This is a genomic window from Flavobacterium ammonificans (genome assembly GCF_020886115.1).
In the GTDB taxonomy this organism is placed as follows: domain Bacteria; phylum Bacteroidota; class Bacteroidia; order Flavobacteriales; family Flavobacteriaceae; genus Flavobacterium; species Flavobacterium ammonificans.
Window position 1 is genome coordinate 894,501 of the sequence record NZ_AP025185.1, and the last position, 16,585, is coordinate 911,085.

Genomic DNA, 16,585 nt, shown 5'->3' on the forward strand with positions numbered 1-16,585 from the left:
TCTGCTAATTTTTCTCGGTGTATCTTTGTTCTTTAAAATGTAAATATGAGTTTTTCATTAAGAGATAAAAAACACAATTGGCATCCCTATACCCAACACAAGACTGCACCCGAATTCCCTGCAATTGTTAAAGGGAATGGAGCTTTACTTTGGGATGAAAATGGGAAAGAATACATTGACGCAATTGCTTCTTGGTGGGTCAATCCGTATGGGCATTCAAACCAAGTTATGGCAGATGCTATTTACAAGCAATTGACAACTTTAGAGCATGTCTTGTTTGGCGGATTTACACATAATGTAGCGGTTGAACTCTCAGAAAAGCTCACTCAAATTTTACCAATAAACCAACAAAAATTATTTTATTCCGATAACGGTTCTACTGCAGTTGAAGTTGCTATTAAAGTGGCCTTGCAATACCATTACAATAAGGGAGTTAAAAAAACTAAAATCATTGCTTTTGAAGACGCCTTTCATGGAGATACTTTTGGTGCCATGGCTGCAAGTGGAATTTCTTTTTTCACAGAAGCTTTTGAAGGATCACTTTTAGAAGTTGTTCGAATTCCTATTCCAGTCGAAGGAAAAGAAAATGAAACCAAACAGCTGTTAGAGGAATTGCTGACAACCAATGAATTTGCGGCATTTATTTTTGAACCCTTGGTGCTTGGTGCGGCGGGAATGATTATGTATTCTCCACAAATTTTAGATGAGTTGATTGCGTTGTGCAAAAGCCATAATGTCTTTACCATAGCCGATGAAGTAATGACCGGTTTTGGTAAAACAGGAAAAACATTTGCCTGTGATTATTTATCGCTGCAACCTGATATGATGTGTTTGTCCAAAGCACTTACAGGAGGTACAATTCCTATGGCAATTACGACCTTTACTCAGGAAATTTTTGATGGATTTTATGACGATGATACTTCAAAAGCCTTATTTCACGGACATACTTTTACTGCAAATCCAACAGGTTGTGCTGCAGCTTTAGCCAGTATTTCTATTTTACAAACAGAGGCAATTCAAAAAAATATTCAAGAGGTAAATCAATCTCATTTGCAATTTGAACAACATATAAAAAAGCATCCAAAAGTAGTTGCCACTCGAGTCTTAGGAGTAATTTTTGCATTAGAAATAAAGTCAGATGTGAAAGAGAGCTATTATGGGACTATGCGCAATACATTGTATAATCATTTCATTGAAAATGGAGTAATATTACGTCCAGTTGGGAATGTTGTTTACATTTTACCTCCTTACATTATCTCTAAAGAGCAATTACAAAAAGTATATCAAGTCATCGAAAATGCTCTTGAAATAGTTTAATTTTGCATAAAATAAATTCTTTGTCACAAACCATCTCCATAACGGCCATTGCTTCTGTTTCTCCTTTGGGAAATGATTCCGAAACTATTTGGAAGAATTACCAAAACCCTGAACCTAGTTTTCATATTCAATTATTAGATCAAAAGAATACTTGGGTAGGGGCATTAGATGAGGAATCAAAAGCAGAAGTTTCCGCTTTAAGACAATCCGATACTAAATACAATTCACTAGATAATTCTGTTTTATTTGCAATGCTGGCTTCTCGTAAAGCCATTGCCAAAGCAGGGTGGTCAAAGCAGGATGTTTTCGGAATAAATATTGGATCGTCTCGTGGCGCAACGGATCTGTTTGAAAACCATTTTAAAGAATATATTGCTACAGGTAGTGCGCCAACCTTAACGTCTCCTACTACAACCTTAGGTAATATTTCCTCTTGGGTAGCACACGATTTACAAAGTTCGGGACCAGAAATTTCTCATTCAATCACCTGTTCGACCGCTTTACACGCAGTGTTGAATGGCGTTGCTTGGTTACGATCTGGAATGGCAGACAAGTTTTTAGTTGGGGGTAGCGAAGCTCCTTTGACTGATTTCACTATTGCTCAAATGCGCGCCTTAAAAATTTACTCTCGAAGTCAAGATGAATATCCTAATCGCGCATTGGATTTTGAAAAAAAACAAAACACATTAATTTTAGGTGAAGGTGCTGGCGTTTGTTGTTTGGAAATTGGAAAAAAAGAAAACGCTTTAGCTTATATTGAAGGTATCGGCTATGCTACAGAAATTTTAGAACACAATATTTCCATTTCGGCTGAAGCAGACTGTTTCCAAAAATCAATGAGAATGGCATTAGCAAATACGGATTTGTCCGAAGTAGGCGCCATAGTAATGCACGCTCCTGGAACTATCAAAGGCGATTTGACAGAATACAAAGCCATTGAAAAAGTATTTGGCAGCAAACTTCCTTTATTGACTTCCAACAAATGGAAAATAGGACATACTTTTGGTGCTTCTGGGATTTTGAGTATGGAGTTGGCTATTTTAATGCTGCAACACAATCAATTCGTGGGCGTTCCTTTTGCGAAAAAGCAAGAACAGACGCAATCCAATAAAAAGGTTTTGGTGAATGCAGTTGGTTTTGGCGGCAATGCAGTGAGTATTTTATTGTCCTTGTAGTTGGAGCTTGTCTGAGCTTGTCGAAGACTAATTTTTTCTAGCTTCTAATTCCTTCACTTTTTCGTACACTAAATTACTTTCGTAACCTTTACGCAATAAAAAATCACAACATTTTTTACGTTTTTTGAGCCCGTTGGATTCTTTTATGGAATGCCAATTTCGTTCGGCTAGTGCATTGAAATTAGTATCGTATTCTTCGGGTGTAATTTCTTTGAGTGCCAAATTGATGTTGAAAGTAGAGATATTTCTAAATTTCAGTTCGTTGATGATGCGCACTTTGCCCCAAAATTTAATGCGGTGTTTTCCTCTGGCAAAGCTACAAGCAAACCGACTTTCGTTGAGGTAGTTTTCTTTAATTAAATGAGCTACTATTTCGTCAATTTCATTCGCATCCATTTTCATAGCGCGGAGTTTTTGCATCACTTCATCGTGGCAACGCTCCTGATAGGCACAAAAATGTTCTATTTTATGAATCGCTTCTTTAACGGAATTGACTTCGTTCATTGGGTTAGCTTTTATACTTGAAAAGTAAGTATTTTAATTGGATTCAAAACTTACAATTTGTCAAAAATCACTAAATATAGGTATTTTAAAATATTTCTTTTTAGGTTAAATTTGTTTTAACTAGTTGAATTCATTAACGTTAATCATAATAATTGTGCCCCCTTTATGTATTCTTTTTTCCAAATCAAGCACGGAAAAGCGATAGCTTTTTGGCTTATTCATTTTACTTTATTCATTGGCTATAGCCAAGAAGTTCAAGTCGATTCCAATTTTAACAAACAAGATGATGGTCAATCAGGAGATGGCTTTGACGGCACCGTTAGATCTGTCGCGATTCAAACTGATGGGAAGCTACTCGTTGGAGGAGAGTTTCTTAATTTCAACGGAAATGCCACCCCTTATTTTTGCAGATTATTGACAGATGGGTCCAAAGACCCTACGTTTATTTTGGGATCAGGGTTCAATGGCAGAATAAACGCATCAGTTATCCAACCCGATGGAAAAATTATTATTGGAGGTAGTTTTACTTCATTTAATGGAGCTCCCGTAGGGCGTTTAATCCGATTGAATGTTGACGGATCAAGAGATAGTAGTTTTGACACTTCTGTTGCGGTCGGAAGTGGAATTATTTATGGATTAGCATTACAAGCTGATGGGAAATTGATTGCGGTTGGGAGTTTTACCAAATACAATGAGTCTACCGTTAACAGAATAGCAAGACTTTTACCAAATGGTACTTTGGACAGTTCTTTTGTCACCGGAACAGCAGCTACGAGTACTATTGATGATGTAGTGATTGGTGCCGATGGTAAAATAGTCCTTTCGGGAACCTTTACTTCTTTTAATGGAAATTCGAGTTATTCCAAATTAGTTCGGTTACACTCCAATGGAAGTATTGACACTTCGTTTTCAATAGGTGCCGGATTTGACGACTCTATTGAAGCGATAGCGGTTCAGCCCGATGGTAAAATAATAGTAGGCGGTAGTTTTCTAAACTACAACGGATCGACTCAAAATAGAATTGTTCGTTTGAATTCAAATGGAGTTGTTGATTCAAGTTTTCTTTCAGGTACAGGTTTTAATAATGGAACAGTCCATACCATTCTTGTAGCATCAAGTGGTATTTTGATTGGGGGTAATTTTTCTGATCAATACAAAACAACTGATGTGAATCGTTTGGTTCTTTTAAAAAGTAACGGAACTATTGCTACTGATTTTACTATTGGCGAAGGTCCCGCAACATCAACTGTTTATGCTTTAGCTGCATCATCCGATAGTTTTTTTGTAGGAGGTTCATTTTCTGTTTTTGATGAGTTAAAACAAGGCAGATTAGCTAAGATTAGTTTTAAGGGAGAACTAGATAATGAATTTCTAACTTCTGGTGTTGGGTTTGATAAAACGGTCAATAAATTGATTCCATTAGCTGATGGGAGTTGTATAGCTTTTGGAAGTTTTACTCAATTCAACGGAAAATTAGTGAGTCGAATAGCGAAGATTAATTCAAAAGGAGAGTTGGACACTACCTTTAATTCCAATCAAATAGGAGCAAACAATACAGTAAAAGAAGTGTTAGTGCTCCCCGATGGTAAATTATTAGTTGCTGGAAATTTTACAAATTACAATGACTCTTCTATTAGGCGTATGGTTCGGTTACATGCCAATGGCACGGTGGATTCGTCATTCAATATAGGATCTGGGTTTAATTTAATGGTTCATTCTATTATATTACAAAATGACGGTAAAATTATTGCTGCGGGAAGTTTTTCTAGCTACAAAGGAGTATCGGTAAATAAAGTCATTCGCTTGTTAGCGAATGGTGATTTGGATAGTAGTTTTAATATAGGTACAAATCCAAACGACAATCCTACTTTAGTAGTACTACAAGCTGATGGGAAGGTTTTAGTAGGTGGAGAGTTTAGTACTTTTAATGGGGTAGCTTCGAATAGATTAATTCGGCTCAATGTTGATGGCTCTGTTGACACAAGTTTTAATGTTGGGAATGGATTTGCAGGGTTTGTATATGCAATTACTTTGCAAAATGACGGAAAAATTCTTGTTGGTGGTTCTTTCACAAGTTTTAATGGTCAGTCAAACAGGCGAATTATTCGTTTAAATCTAGATGGAAGTCAAGATACTTCTTTTAATTCTGGGTCAGGATTTAGTAATGGAATTGTGAGAACAATAGCAGTACAAACCAATGGTAGTATTCTTTTAGGGGGTTCGTTTTCGAACAAGTATAATGGATTAAATGTAAAAAGAATGCTTCGTCTTTTTTCGAATGGGACTTTTGATTCCTCTTTTCCAATTTCAATAAATGGGGAAGTTTTAGCTATTGCATTAGTCAAAGGGGGTGCCCTGATTGGGGGTAATTTTAATTCAATTTCAGGAATATCTAAGCATCGAATTGCTAAGCTACTCTTTTGTCAAGAAGGTACAATTTGGGACGGTACAAATTGGAGTAATGGATTGCCAACGATAGATAAGACCGTTATTTTTAATTCCAATTATAATATTGAAACAGATTTAAAAATCTGTTCTTGCGTTGTTAATTCCGGAGTTAGAGTTGGAGTAAAAAATTCGGCAACCCTTGAGCTGACTCTACATCTTTCAGGTCAAGGAAAGTTAATTTTTGAAACCAATTCGTCACTCTATCAATTTGATGACGCTATCATCAACTCCGGTTCCATTGAATACATTCGCAAATCTACACCTATGCGGAAAACGGATTATACTTATTGGTCTACACCTGTGGCGGGTCAGCAATTAAAACTCCTTTCTCCTAACTCACCCAGTGCTACATTTTATTCCTTTAATTCACAATCCAATAATTGGCAAAACGAATCTACTAATGCAAAGATGATTCCAGGTAAAGGGTATATTTTTCAAGCGCCACAAAATTTTTCAGAGACTACTCCTTCGGTTTTTGATGCGGTTTTTTCAGGAATCCCAAATAATGGTTTACTAATTATTCCAAATATAAAAACAGTCAATCCTATTTTAATTGGGAATCCCTATCCATCTGCACTAAATGCTGATGCGTTTATTTTGGAGAATCAAAATGTCCTTCAAGGAAGTCTATATTTTTGGACACATAATACACCAATTACAAATGGTCAATATACTTCAAATGATTATGCAGTTTATAACATTTTCGGCGGAATAGGAACAGCAGCTAAAAATAGCGGAGTAAATAATAAAATTCCTAATGGTAAAATTGCATCAGGGCAAGCGTTTTTTGTTGTAGGAACCAACCAATTAGGTGCGATTACGTTTAAGAATTCTATGCGACTAAAAGCAGATAATAACTTATTCTTTAAAATTGGAAATTCACAAAAAGCGATCATAAATTCTAATTTTGAGAAACATCGAATTTGGCTTAATTTGTCCAATAAACAAGGACTTTTTAAACAAATTTTATTGGGATATGCCACAGGAGCCACCAATGAAAGAGACGTGTTGTTTGATGGGTTTTCATTGGACGGAAATGAATGGTTGGATTTTTATAGCTTAAATAATGGGGATAAAAATTCGATTCAGGCGCGCGCATTGCCTTTTGACATAAAAGACGCTATCAAAATTGGCTATCGAGCAAAGCAGGAGGGTAGTTTTACAATTGACTTGGACGATTTTGATGGCTTATTTGTAAATCAATCCATTTATTTAGAAGACCTTCAAGAATCAAAAATTCAAGATTTGAAGAAAGGACAGTATTCTTTCTTTACAACTAAAGGAACTTTTGATAACCGCTTTAAATTACTTTTTCAAGACAAAAATGCAGTTCTTGAAAATACAGATATTGAGGTGCAAGTTGTAGCACAAAACAATCAAATCCAGATAAGTTCTTCAAAAGAAACGATAAATAAAGTAGTGTTATATTCACTAGATGGGAAACAATTATACAAAGCTTCAGAATTAAAAACAAAAACGCATTTAATTGAAGCAGCGATTTGGAAATCTAAAATACTTATTGTTCAAATTACTCTGGAAACTGGAGAAGTAGTCCGTCGTAAAGTTTTGTTTTAAAATGAAAAAGCTTCCAGTCTTTTCAGGCTGGAAGCTTTTATATAGTTGCAATTCATTTTTATTTTCCTTTTATAGAGGCCTCTAAATTTCTTTCGATTTTGTGTCCTGGACGAGACCATTTTGGTTTTTCGCCTAAGGCAACAAATTGAGAATCTTCGGCTTCTACCGTTGGCGGTTGTACCATTTTTGTAAATGGTTTTTGTGGTTTCAATCCTAGTAATTCAAACATTTTCATGTCTTCATTCACATCTGGATTAGGCGTAGTCAATAATTTATTTCCTGCAAAAATGGAATTGGCACCTGCAAAGAAACACATCGCCTGGCCTTCGCGACTCATATTTGTTCTTCCTGCTGATAAACGTACTTGAGTATCCGGCATTACAATTCGAGTTGTGGCTACCATTCGAATCATTTCCCAAATTTCAACTGGTTCTTCATCTTCCAATGGAGTTCCGTCTACAGCCACCAAAGCATTAATTGGCACTGATTCGGGTTGAGGATTCAATGTAGAAAGAGCTACCAGCATTCCGGCTCTGTCTTCAATACTTTCTCCCATTCCGATGATTCCCCCACTACAAACAGTAACATTTGTTTTACGAACATTCTCTATAGTTTGCAAACGGTCTTCAAAACCGCGTGTCGAAATAACTTCTTTATAATATTCTTCAGAGGTATCTAAATTGTGATTGTAAGCATATAAACCCGCTTCGGCTAAACGTTGTGCTTGGTTTTCTGTAATCATACCTAAAGTACAACATACTTCCATGTCTAATTTGTTGATGGTGCGTACCATTTCTAACACTTGGTCAAATTCTGGTCCGTCTTTTACATTACGCCAAGCGGCTCCCATACAAACGCGAGATGATCCAGCAGATTTAGCATTTAAAGCTTGCGCTTTTACTTGGTTAACAGTCATTAAATCATTCCCTTCAACGTTGGTGTTGTAACGTGCTGCTTGAGGGCAATACCCGCAATCTTCAGAACAACCACCCGTTTTGATGGATAATAATGTAGAAACTTGAACCACATTAGGATCGTGATTTTCTCTATGTATAGTGGCTGCGTCATACAATAAATCCATTAACGGTCTATTGTAAATCGCTATAATTTCTTCTTTAGTCCAATCGTGTTTTGTAATGCTCATGGGTATAATTTTATGTATCAAAAGTAATCAAATAGTTTCAAACAAGCAATGGTATTATCTCACACCAATCCACCATTTATAATCCGCTAAGATAGCGTAACGAATACTCTTTGTCTTTTTGAAGTTGCTGGATTAGTAATGCTACCGACTCAAATTTTTGTTCTGACCGAATAGGATGAATAATAGATACGGTAATTTTTTGGTCGTAGATGGTTGATTCAAAATCAAATAGATGTACTTCAATCGTTTTCTCTTTGCCCTCAACGGTTGGATTAAATCCAATGTTCATCATCCCAAAAACTGCCTTTTCCTCAATAAGTGCTTGCACAATATAAACGCCGTTTATAGGAATTAGTTTATAATCTTCACTTAATTGAATATTAGCTGTTGGAAACCCAATGGTTCTCCCTAATTGTTTTCCTTTTACAACGGTTCCGCTAAAAACATAATCATAACCTAAATAATCGTTAGCGAGATGAATTTCTCCTTCTTCGAGTGCAGTTCTGATTTTGGTTGAGCTAATCGAAATTGCATTAATTTCTTGTGCTGATATTTGTTCGACTTCGAAACCATATATTTTACCAAACGCTTCTAAATCTTCAAAATTAGCGGTTCTGTTTTTTCCAAAACGATGATCATAGCCAATAATTATTTTCTGAATATGCAATTGGTCAACCAAAATAGTTTTGACAAATTCTTCAGCAGTCAATTGAGAAAAAACCTCATCAAAAGGATGGATGATTAAATTTTCAATCCCTATTTTCTCAAATAACCCTATTTTTTCATCAATGGAATTTAATAATTTCAAATCTGTTTTTCCTTGTAATACCATTCTAGGGTGAGGAAAAAAAGTGAGAACGGTACTTTCAAACTCTCCATTATGAGTGTTTTGAATCAATTTTTTAAGAATTGCAGTATGTCCAATATGCACACCATCAAAAGTGCCTAACGTAAGAATGGTTTTCTTATCTGATTCAAAATCGTGTATGGAATGAAAAATTTTCAATATTTTTTCGTTTATTTTGATTGCAAATTTACGTTAATCTATTTGAAATTTTGAAGCAATGCGTGTTGGTTTTATCTGAAATTTTAAACTATCAATCAAAAGTTTAAAAAAAATTGTTTTTATGTGTAAAATTATATAGCTCCCTAATTTAATTCCGTTAAAATAAGCTAATTTTGGTCATCCAAAGCTTCCAAATCCATGAAAAGAAATTGTATTGTATTCTTTTTATTTACTTTTTATACACTTGTAAATGCCCAAGTTGTTTCTCCATGGAAACGAGTCCCTAGTTCCGATTTTACCCTAAAAAACGATGCTGGAGCTAATCCATCAAGGAAGAGTAAGTTGCTATTTTATTTAGATCAAGAGCAACTTAAGACCTCATTAGAAGTTTTGTCTCATAAAAGGAAAGGTGATTTCGTACTAATTGAGTTTCCTAATTCCAATGGAGACCTAGAACAATTTGTAGTGAAAGAATTATCTAATTTTGCTCCTGAATTACAAGAAAAATATCCAGAAATCAGAGCTTTTTCAGGTAAAAGTAGTGGTGATAAAACAGCTGTTATTCATTTTAGTTTTTCGCCCTATGGATTTCAGTCTATGATACTTCGCGCTAATTCTGGGTCAGAGTTTATAGAAGGGTATTCCATTCCGCAATCCATTTATACTATTTTTTCAAGTCGTGATAATGAATCGGAGGCACGTTTAATTTGCACTTCTTTTGAATCAATGGCTAAACCGATACGGTCTCTATCATCAAAGACTGTTTCTTCTAACGGTATGTTCAAAACACTTCGTTTGGCACTCGCATGTACAGGAGAGTACACTGCTCATTTTGGAGGAGTGCCACAAGCTTTGGCGGCTATGAATGCAACCATGACAAGAGTAAATGGAGTTTTTAATAAAGATTTAGCATTGCATTTAAATTTAATCCCCAATACAGAAATTTTAATTTATCCCAATGCCGCGACTGATCCTTTTTCGCCTGCAAATATTGGCGCTCAAGGCGCTTGGAATATGCAACTTCAAAGAGATCTTTCTGCAAAAATCGGAAATTCAAATTACGATATTGGACATTTACTTGGCGCTTCAGGTGGCGGTGGAAATGCTGGCTGTATAGGGTGTGTTTGTAACAATCCACAATCACAGAATGATTTAGCTAAAGGCAGTGGCTATTCCTCGCCTTCAGATGGTAAACCCGAGGGAGATACCTTTGATATAGATTTTGTAGCGCATGAAATCGGACATCAATTAGGTGCTAATCATACTTTTTCTCATGAAATAGAGGGCACTGGAGTTAGTGTTGAACCAGGTAGCGGTTCCACTATAATGGGTTATGCTGGGTTAACAGATTACAATGTTCAATTGAATTCGGACGATTATTTTTCTAAAGTTAGCATCGAACAAATTTTAACTAATCTTTCCGCTAAAAGTTGTCCCGTAGTTACCACTTTGTCTAGTCAGACTCCAACAGTAAATGCCGGTCCTGATTATGTAATTCCAAAAAGCACGCCATTTTATTTAAAAGGAACCTCTACAGATCCAAATGGAGATAGCATTAGCTATTGTTGGGAACAAATAGATTCTGCTATCAATACTTCTGGAAGTTCTAGCGTTGCATTTCCAACAAAAGAAAACGGACCCCTTTTTAGATCCGTTTATCCCTCTTCATCTCCAATTCGTTTTTTTCCTTCATTTTCGAATGTTTTAAACTCAGTTTTAACATCAAAGTGGGAATCTGTTGTAGACATTTCAAGAGAATTAAATTTTGCATTAACAGTTAGAGATAATGCTTTAGGTAATGTAGCACAGACTAATTCAGACACTATGAAAGTTCAGGTTGATGCGACTACAGGTCCTTTTGAATTTTTATCGCAAAGCGAAGCTGATTTGTCATGGCCTGCTTCTAGTTTTCAAACCATAACATGGGCTGTAAATAACACTATGAAGTTGCCAGGAGCTTCTCATGTCAATATAAAATTATCAATAGATGGTGGTCAAACATTTCCGATTGTTTTAAAATCAAATACTCCAAACGATGGTTCAGAATTAATAGTAGTTCCTAAAGGAATTGTTGGTAAAAATTGCAGACTCTTAATTGAACCGGTATCCTCAATTTTTTACACCGTAAATAAAGAATCGTTTGCAATAGGATACTCTTCTGTTACCACATGTAGCACCTACGATTTTCCTACGCCATTCGTGATACCAGAGTCTATTACTCCGTTAACTAGAACAATTTCAGTTCCAGTTAACTCGTCAATGGTTTCTGATGTTAATGTAAAAGTAGAATTGAGTCATGAATATATTTCAGACGTTCAAATTGAATTAATAAGTCCGCAAAGGAGAGTAATAAAACTGTTAGAAAACAAATGTGGAGATACTAATTCTAGTTTAAAACTTAATTTTGATGACCAAGGAACAGAACTTAATTGCACCTCTTCGCTGCTGCAAAATGTAGTTCCAATAGATCCGTTAAATGTATTAAATGATAGTAATCCTTCCGGAAATTGGTCCATCAGAGCCAGAGATTTGTTTAGTGGAGATAGTGGGTCTATTCAGTCAGCTTCTGTAACCATTTGCACCAAAGCATTTACTCCGATCGCTCCATTTGAAATAGATTTAAGCTCAGTTTTAGTGTATCCAAATCCAAATCAAGGAGAATTTAATGTTATTTTTACAAGCGATCAAGTCGCAGAAAAAACAATTATGGTACATGATTTACTAGGAAGAAAAATTTACGAAAAACAATTCCTTAGTACTACCATTTTTTATGAAACAATCCAACTAGTCAATGTTCAAACGGGAGTCTATATTGTAACAGTAAAAGATGGTCCAAGACAATTAACCAAGAAAATAGTAATCGAGTAATTAGTGGTTCTTATTTTCCATTGTAGCTAGTCATAGTGTTTTCTAGACCAGCAGTTCCAAAAGATTGTATAATTGTAGCTGCTAATTCAAGTCGTTCAGGGAGTTTAGCTTTTTCTTCTTCATCCCATTCGCCTAAAACATAATCCACCTGTTGTCCTTTTTTGAATTGGTCACTAATTCCAAAACGGAAACGAGTATAGTTTTGAGTATTCAAGATTAAATTGATGTTTTTGAGTCCGTTATGCCCGCCATCACTTCCTTTGGGTTTGATGCGAATTGTGCCAAAAGACAAGTTCAAGTCATCGGTAATTACCAATATATTTTCTAAAGGAATATTTTCTTTATCCATCCAGTATTTAACCGCTTTCCCGCTTAAATTCATGTAGGTGTTGGGTTTTAACAAAAAGAAAGTACGCCCTTTGAATTTGTATTCGGCAAGAGCGCCTAATTTAACCGTTTCAAAAGAAAGATTTTCCTTTTTAGCCAAAAAGTCCAATGCTTTAAATCCAATATTATGGCGTGTATTGACATATTCGGCTCCGATATTCCCTAGCCCAACAATTAAAAATTTATTACTCACGCTTTTCATATTGTCATTTGTGTGTTCGTGAACCTCCGGTTTCTTACTATCTGTATCACTTACTGTTTTACTAGAGGCAAACAGTTGTTTTATCCATTGAATCATACTGCAAAAATAAACTTATTTAAAAGAATCAACCAAAAAAAAAGCACCAGTTGTAGAACTGATGCTTTTTCGTAGGATTGAAAAAAAATTATTTTTTTCCTTTTGGTGCTTTTGCAGCCTTTGCAGCTTCTTGAGCCGCTTTCATAGCCGCACGAGAAATTCTTACTTGACAAACTACAGTATTGTCTGGGTGCATTAATTTGTATTTGTCAGAAACTAATTTCGTAACATACAATTTGTTACCCATTTCAAGTGGAGTGATGTCAGCCTCAACAAAATCTGGAAGATTTTTAGGTAAAGCTTTCACTTTTAATTTACGAGTGTTCAAACGTAAAACACCACCTGCAAGAACACCTTTAGATGTACCAACAATTTTCACAGGAACTTCCATAGTGATTTCTTTATTGTCAAACAATTGGAAGAAGTCAATGTGTAAAATTCTGTCAGTTACTGGGTGAACTTGAATGTCTTGCAAAATTGCATTGAATGATTTTCCTTTACCCAAATCAATCACAACTGTGTGTGCGTTTGGAGTGTAAACCAAGTTTTTAAATGCTTTTTCTTCTGCTGAAAAATGAACTGGTTGATCTCCTCCGTATAAAACGCAAGGAATCGCTCCAGCATTACGTAAGGCTTTAGTAGCAACTTTGCCCACGCTTTCTCTTTCTGATCCTTTGATTGTAATTGATTTCATTGTAAAAAAATATAGTTATTAAAAATATTACATAATAAACTTTCCACTAATGGAATTGTTGTGGTGCACCATGTGCATTACTTCTGCGAAAAGAGGCGCACAACTCAACACTCTAATCTTGTCCGATTTTTTCTTCAACGGAATAGAATCGGTAACTATTAATTCACTCAATTTTGAGTTTTCTATTTTTTCGTAGGCGTCTCCAGATAAGATTGGGTGAGTACAAATGGCTCTTACGCTCAATGCTCCTTTTTCAATCATTAAATCGGCTGCTTTCGCCAATGTGCCTCCGGTATCGATCATATCGTCTACAAGAATTACATTTTTGCCTTTCACCTCTCCAATTAACTCCATAGTGTCAATTATATTGGCTACTTTTCTTTGTTTGTAACAAACCACCACATCTGATTCTAAAAATTTAGAATACGCATAGGCTCTTTTAGAACCTCCCATATCAGGGGAAGCAATCGTTAAATTATCCAAACCTAAACTTTTTACATACGGTAAAAAGATAGTAGAAGCAAAAAGATGATCTACTGGTTTTTCGAAAAAACCTTGGATTTGATCTGCGTGTAAATCCATAGTCATTACTCTTGTTGCTCCTGCGGCATCCAATAAGTTGGCTACTAATTTAGCTCCAATTGGCACCCTTGGTTTGTCTTTTCTATCCTGTCTTGCCCAACCGAAGTAAGGAATGACAGCAGTAATATGTCTAGCTGATGCACGTTTAGCCGCATCAATCATTAATAACAATTCCATCAAGTTGTCCGCACTTGGAAAAGTCGAACAAACTATAAATACACGTAATCCTCTTATAGACTCTTCAAAAGAAGGCTGGAATTCACCATCGCTATAGGTTGAGGTAATTACTTTTCCTAGTGGCACTCCATATGCTTGCGCAATTTGTTCTGCTAGGTATACACTTTTTGAACATGCAAAAATTTTAGCTTCTGGTTCGTGGTGCGACATTCGTATTGTTTATTAGTCCGTGACCTTTTTATAGTTATACTATTAATTTTATAATAGTTGTAGCTACTTTATACGCCTCGGTTGTAGTTAGTTAGTTAGCTGTGTTTTAACGAGCTGCAAATTTATAAAATTTATCCAACTCTGAAAGGAAAAATTTAAGTATTTTTTGTAGCACGTTTAATTTTATTTTTTACATTTGCACCGTGTTAAAGGAATCGAGGCTTGATTTTGTATTAAACTCCTCTTTTATTGCGTTAAAATAACTGTTGTTATTTTATGTCTGCTAAGCCCGGATGACTGTTTTACTTTTATTTTTTTTAAAAATAAATCAGAAATTTCGAAGCTACAATTTGCCCGGATGGCGGAATTGGTAGACGCGCTGGTCTCAAACACCTGTGGGAAACCGTGCCGGTTCGACTCCGGCTCCGGGTACAAAAGCCTCTTCGAAAGAAGAGGCTTTTTTGTTTTGCTAACTTTTCTAATTGATATTCACTTTTTACTTTTTTGTGAGACGAAAAACAGTACATTTGTTTATTATTTTTAAAGAATAATTAAACAAAAAATCAATCTATTTTTCTTTCTTGAAAAAACAGTCCCTACATATTGTTTGGTTCAAACGTGATTTCCGTTTGGTGGATAATGAAGCCTTGTTTCATGCGCATCAATCGGGTGTGCCGCTGTTGTTCATTTGTTTTTTTGAACCTAGCGTTATGAGTTATCCCGATTCGGATGTTCGCCATTGGCGATTCATTTACGAATCTATTCAGGATTTGAATAAAAAATTAGCGCCGTCGAAAGCAAAAATCTATTTTTTTCATGACGAAGTCAAAACTGTTTTTTCCAAATTAATTCAAAAATATGAAGTAAAATCTGTTTTCTCCCATCAAGAAATCGGAAATAAGTTAACCTACGACCGCGATTTGGAAATGAAAGCGTTTTTCGATGACAATGACATCATTTGGAAAGAGTTTCAGATGCACGGTGTCATTCGTAAATTAAAATCAAGACAAGATTGGGACAAGCGCTGGGAACAAGTCATGCGTGATACCCCAAAAATTATAAATGAATCCGATTTAAAAACGATAGCATTAGATTCGGAGTTTTATGACAAAATAAAAGGCGCGGATTTATCAACTGAAATCACTACTCCAAATCCTAACTTTCAACGTGGAGGCGAATATTGGGCCTGGCGTTATTTGGATAGTTTTGTTAAAGAACGGTATGTCAATTACAGCAAACACATTTCAAAACCGGCCTTGAGTAGAAAAGGCTGCAGTCGCTTGTCGCCTTATTTAACGTATGGAAACATTAGTATGCGGATGATTTATCAGTATACGAATCAGCATTACGAGTCATCTAAAAATAAACGAGCGATTCTCAATTTTGTTTCGCGCTTGCATTGGCATTGCCATTTCATTCAAAAGTTTGAAGACGAATGCGAAATGGAATTTGAAAACGCCAACCGTGCCTATGATTCTTTGGTAAAACCAAAAAACGAGACCTACATCAAAGCTTGGCAAGAAGGAAAAACGGGTGTGCCAATTGTCGATGCCTGTATGAGATGTTTGGTAGCAACGGGCTATATTAATTTTAGAATGCGCGCCATGGTAGTGTCATTTTTCACTTTTAATTTATGGCAAGATTGGCGTGAATTGCATTTCTTGGCAAGGCAGTTTTTAGATTACGAACCTGGAATTCATTATCCGCAAATTCAAATGCAATCTGGGACCACGGGAATTAATACGATACGAATTTACAGTCCGATTAAAAATTCTGAAGAGCATGATCCTGATGGAATTTTCATTAAACAATGGCTCCCCGAATTAGCTGAAGTACCCGTGCATTTGCTTCACGAACCTTGGAAAATGAACGAAATGGAGCAGCAATTTTATAATTGCATTATTGGCACAGATTATCCAGCTCCTATTGTTGATATTGAAGCAACTCGAAAGTATGCCAGCGATATCGTTTGGAGCTTTCGCAAAAAAGATGAAGTGAAACAAGAAGGAAAACGAATTTTGCAAAAACACGTGAGTAACCCCAATAAACCAAAAAATGCGAGGAGTAAAAAAACAAAACCTACCAACTAAGGTTTGTGTCGTTTGCCAAAAACCATTCGCTTGGCGTAAAAAATGGGAAAAAGTGTGGGACGAAGTAAAATACTGTAGTGATAAATGCAGAGGAAAAAAATAAATTAATA

12 protein-coding genes and 1 tRNA gene are annotated in these 16,585 nt (G+C 35.7%); 7 read left to right on the forward strand and 6 right to left on the reverse strand.

From position 1 onward, the window contains the following. The first annotated feature begins 45 nt into the window (after nucleotides 1–45). On the forward strand, nucleotides 46–1,317 hold the full coding sequence (gene bioA / locus LPC20_RS03760; RefSeq protein ID WP_229326629.1) for an adenosylmethionine--8-amino-7-oxononanoate transaminase: 1,272 nt from the start codon (nucleotides 46–48) through the stop codon (nucleotides 1,315–1,317). 20 nt (nucleotides 1,318–1,337) lie between these two features. After that, complete coding sequence (locus tag LPC20_RS03765; RefSeq protein WP_229326631.1) at nucleotides 1,338–2,492, forward strand: beta-ketoacyl synthase N-terminal-like domain-containing protein; 1,155 nt, start codon at nucleotides 1,338–1,340, stop codon at nucleotides 2,490–2,492. A gap of 27 nt (nucleotides 2,493–2,519) precedes the next feature. On the opposite strand, the gene LPC20_RS03770 is transcribed toward LPC20_RS03765, so the two are convergent. Beyond that, nucleotides 2,520–2,996, reverse strand: a complete 477-nt coding sequence (locus LPC20_RS03770; RefSeq protein ID WP_229326633.1) for a regulatory protein RecX — start codon at nucleotides 2,994–2,996, stop codon at nucleotides 2,520–2,522. Between the two features lie 165 nt (nucleotides 2,997–3,161). On the opposite strand from LPC20_RS03770, the gene LPC20_RS03775 reads away from it, so the two are divergent. Continuing rightward, nucleotides 3,162–7,019: a calcium-binding protein gene (locus LPC20_RS03775; protein ID WP_229326635.1), complete on the forward strand. Its 3,858-nt coding sequence runs from the start codon at nucleotides 3,162–3,164 to the stop codon at nucleotides 7,017–7,019. A 58-nt stretch (nucleotides 7,020–7,077) separates the two neighbouring features. Here LPC20_RS03775 and bioB read toward each other — a convergent pair whose 3' ends face one another. Continuing rightward, nucleotides 7,078–8,163 (reverse strand): biotin synthase BioB, encoded by a 1,086-nt coding sequence (gene bioB, locus LPC20_RS03780; protein WP_229326638.1) that lies wholly within the window; start codon nucleotides 8,161–8,163, stop codon nucleotides 7,078–7,080. 76 nt (nucleotides 8,164–8,239) lie between these two features. Further along, the gene (locus LPC20_RS03785) at nucleotides 8,240–9,169 is read right to left on the reverse strand and encodes a bifunctional riboflavin kinase/FAD synthetase (RefSeq protein WP_229326639.1); all 930 of its coding nucleotides are present in this window, start codon (nucleotides 9,167–9,169) and stop codon (nucleotides 8,240–8,242) included. A 198-nt stretch (nucleotides 9,170–9,367) separates the two neighbouring features. Here LPC20_RS03785 and LPC20_RS03790 point away from each other — a divergent pair, with 198 nt between their 5' ends. Continuing rightward, nucleotides 9,368–12,037: a zinc-dependent metalloprotease gene (locus LPC20_RS03790; protein WP_229326641.1), complete on the forward strand. Its 2,670-nt coding sequence runs from the start codon at nucleotides 9,368–9,370 to the stop codon at nucleotides 12,035–12,037. Between the two features lie 10 nt (nucleotides 12,038–12,047). Here LPC20_RS03790 and pth read toward each other — a convergent pair whose 3' ends face one another. The 3 genes from pth to LPC20_RS03805 all read right to left on the reverse strand — a co-directional run bounded on the left by pth (nucleotide 12,048) and on the right by LPC20_RS03805 (nucleotide 14,385). Beyond that, nucleotides 12,048–12,722, reverse strand: coding sequence for an aminoacyl-tRNA hydrolase (gene pth, locus LPC20_RS03795; RefSeq protein WP_229326643.1), 675 nt, complete (start codon nucleotides 12,720–12,722; stop codon nucleotides 12,048–12,050). A gap of 88 nt (nucleotides 12,723–12,810) precedes the next feature. Continuing rightward, complete coding sequence (locus LPC20_RS03800) at nucleotides 12,811–13,416, reverse strand: 50S ribosomal protein L25/general stress protein Ctc (RefSeq protein ID WP_229326645.1); 606 nt, start codon at nucleotides 13,414–13,416, stop codon at nucleotides 12,811–12,813. A 27-nt stretch (nucleotides 13,417–13,443) separates the two neighbouring features. Then, on the reverse strand, nucleotides 13,444–14,385 hold the full coding sequence (locus tag LPC20_RS03805) for a ribose-phosphate pyrophosphokinase (RefSeq protein WP_229326647.1): 942 nt from the start codon (nucleotides 14,383–14,385) through the stop codon (nucleotides 13,444–13,446). Between the two features lie 352 nt (nucleotides 14,386–14,737). Here LPC20_RS03805 and LPC20_RS03810 point away from each other — a divergent pair. The 3 genes from LPC20_RS03810 (at nucleotide 14,738) to LPC20_RS03820 (ending at nucleotide 16,578) form a co-directional block, all read left to right on the forward strand. Continuing rightward, nucleotides 14,738–14,817, forward strand: a tRNA-Leu gene (locus LPC20_RS03810). A gap of 149 nt (nucleotides 14,818–14,966) precedes the next feature. Beyond that, complete coding sequence (locus LPC20_RS03815; protein ID WP_229326649.1) at nucleotides 14,967–16,475, forward strand: cryptochrome/deoxyribodipyrimidine photo-lyase family protein; 1,509 nt, start codon at nucleotides 14,967–14,969, stop codon at nucleotides 16,473–16,475. Next, nucleotides 16,441–16,578: a DUF2256 domain-containing protein gene (locus tag LPC20_RS03820; RefSeq protein WP_229326651.1), complete on the forward strand. Its 138-nt coding sequence runs from the start codon at nucleotides 16,441–16,443 to the stop codon at nucleotides 16,576–16,578. Before LPC20_RS03815 ends, LPC20_RS03820 begins: the two co-directional genes overlap by 35 nt. Nucleotides 16,579–16,585 lie beyond the last annotated feature (7 nt).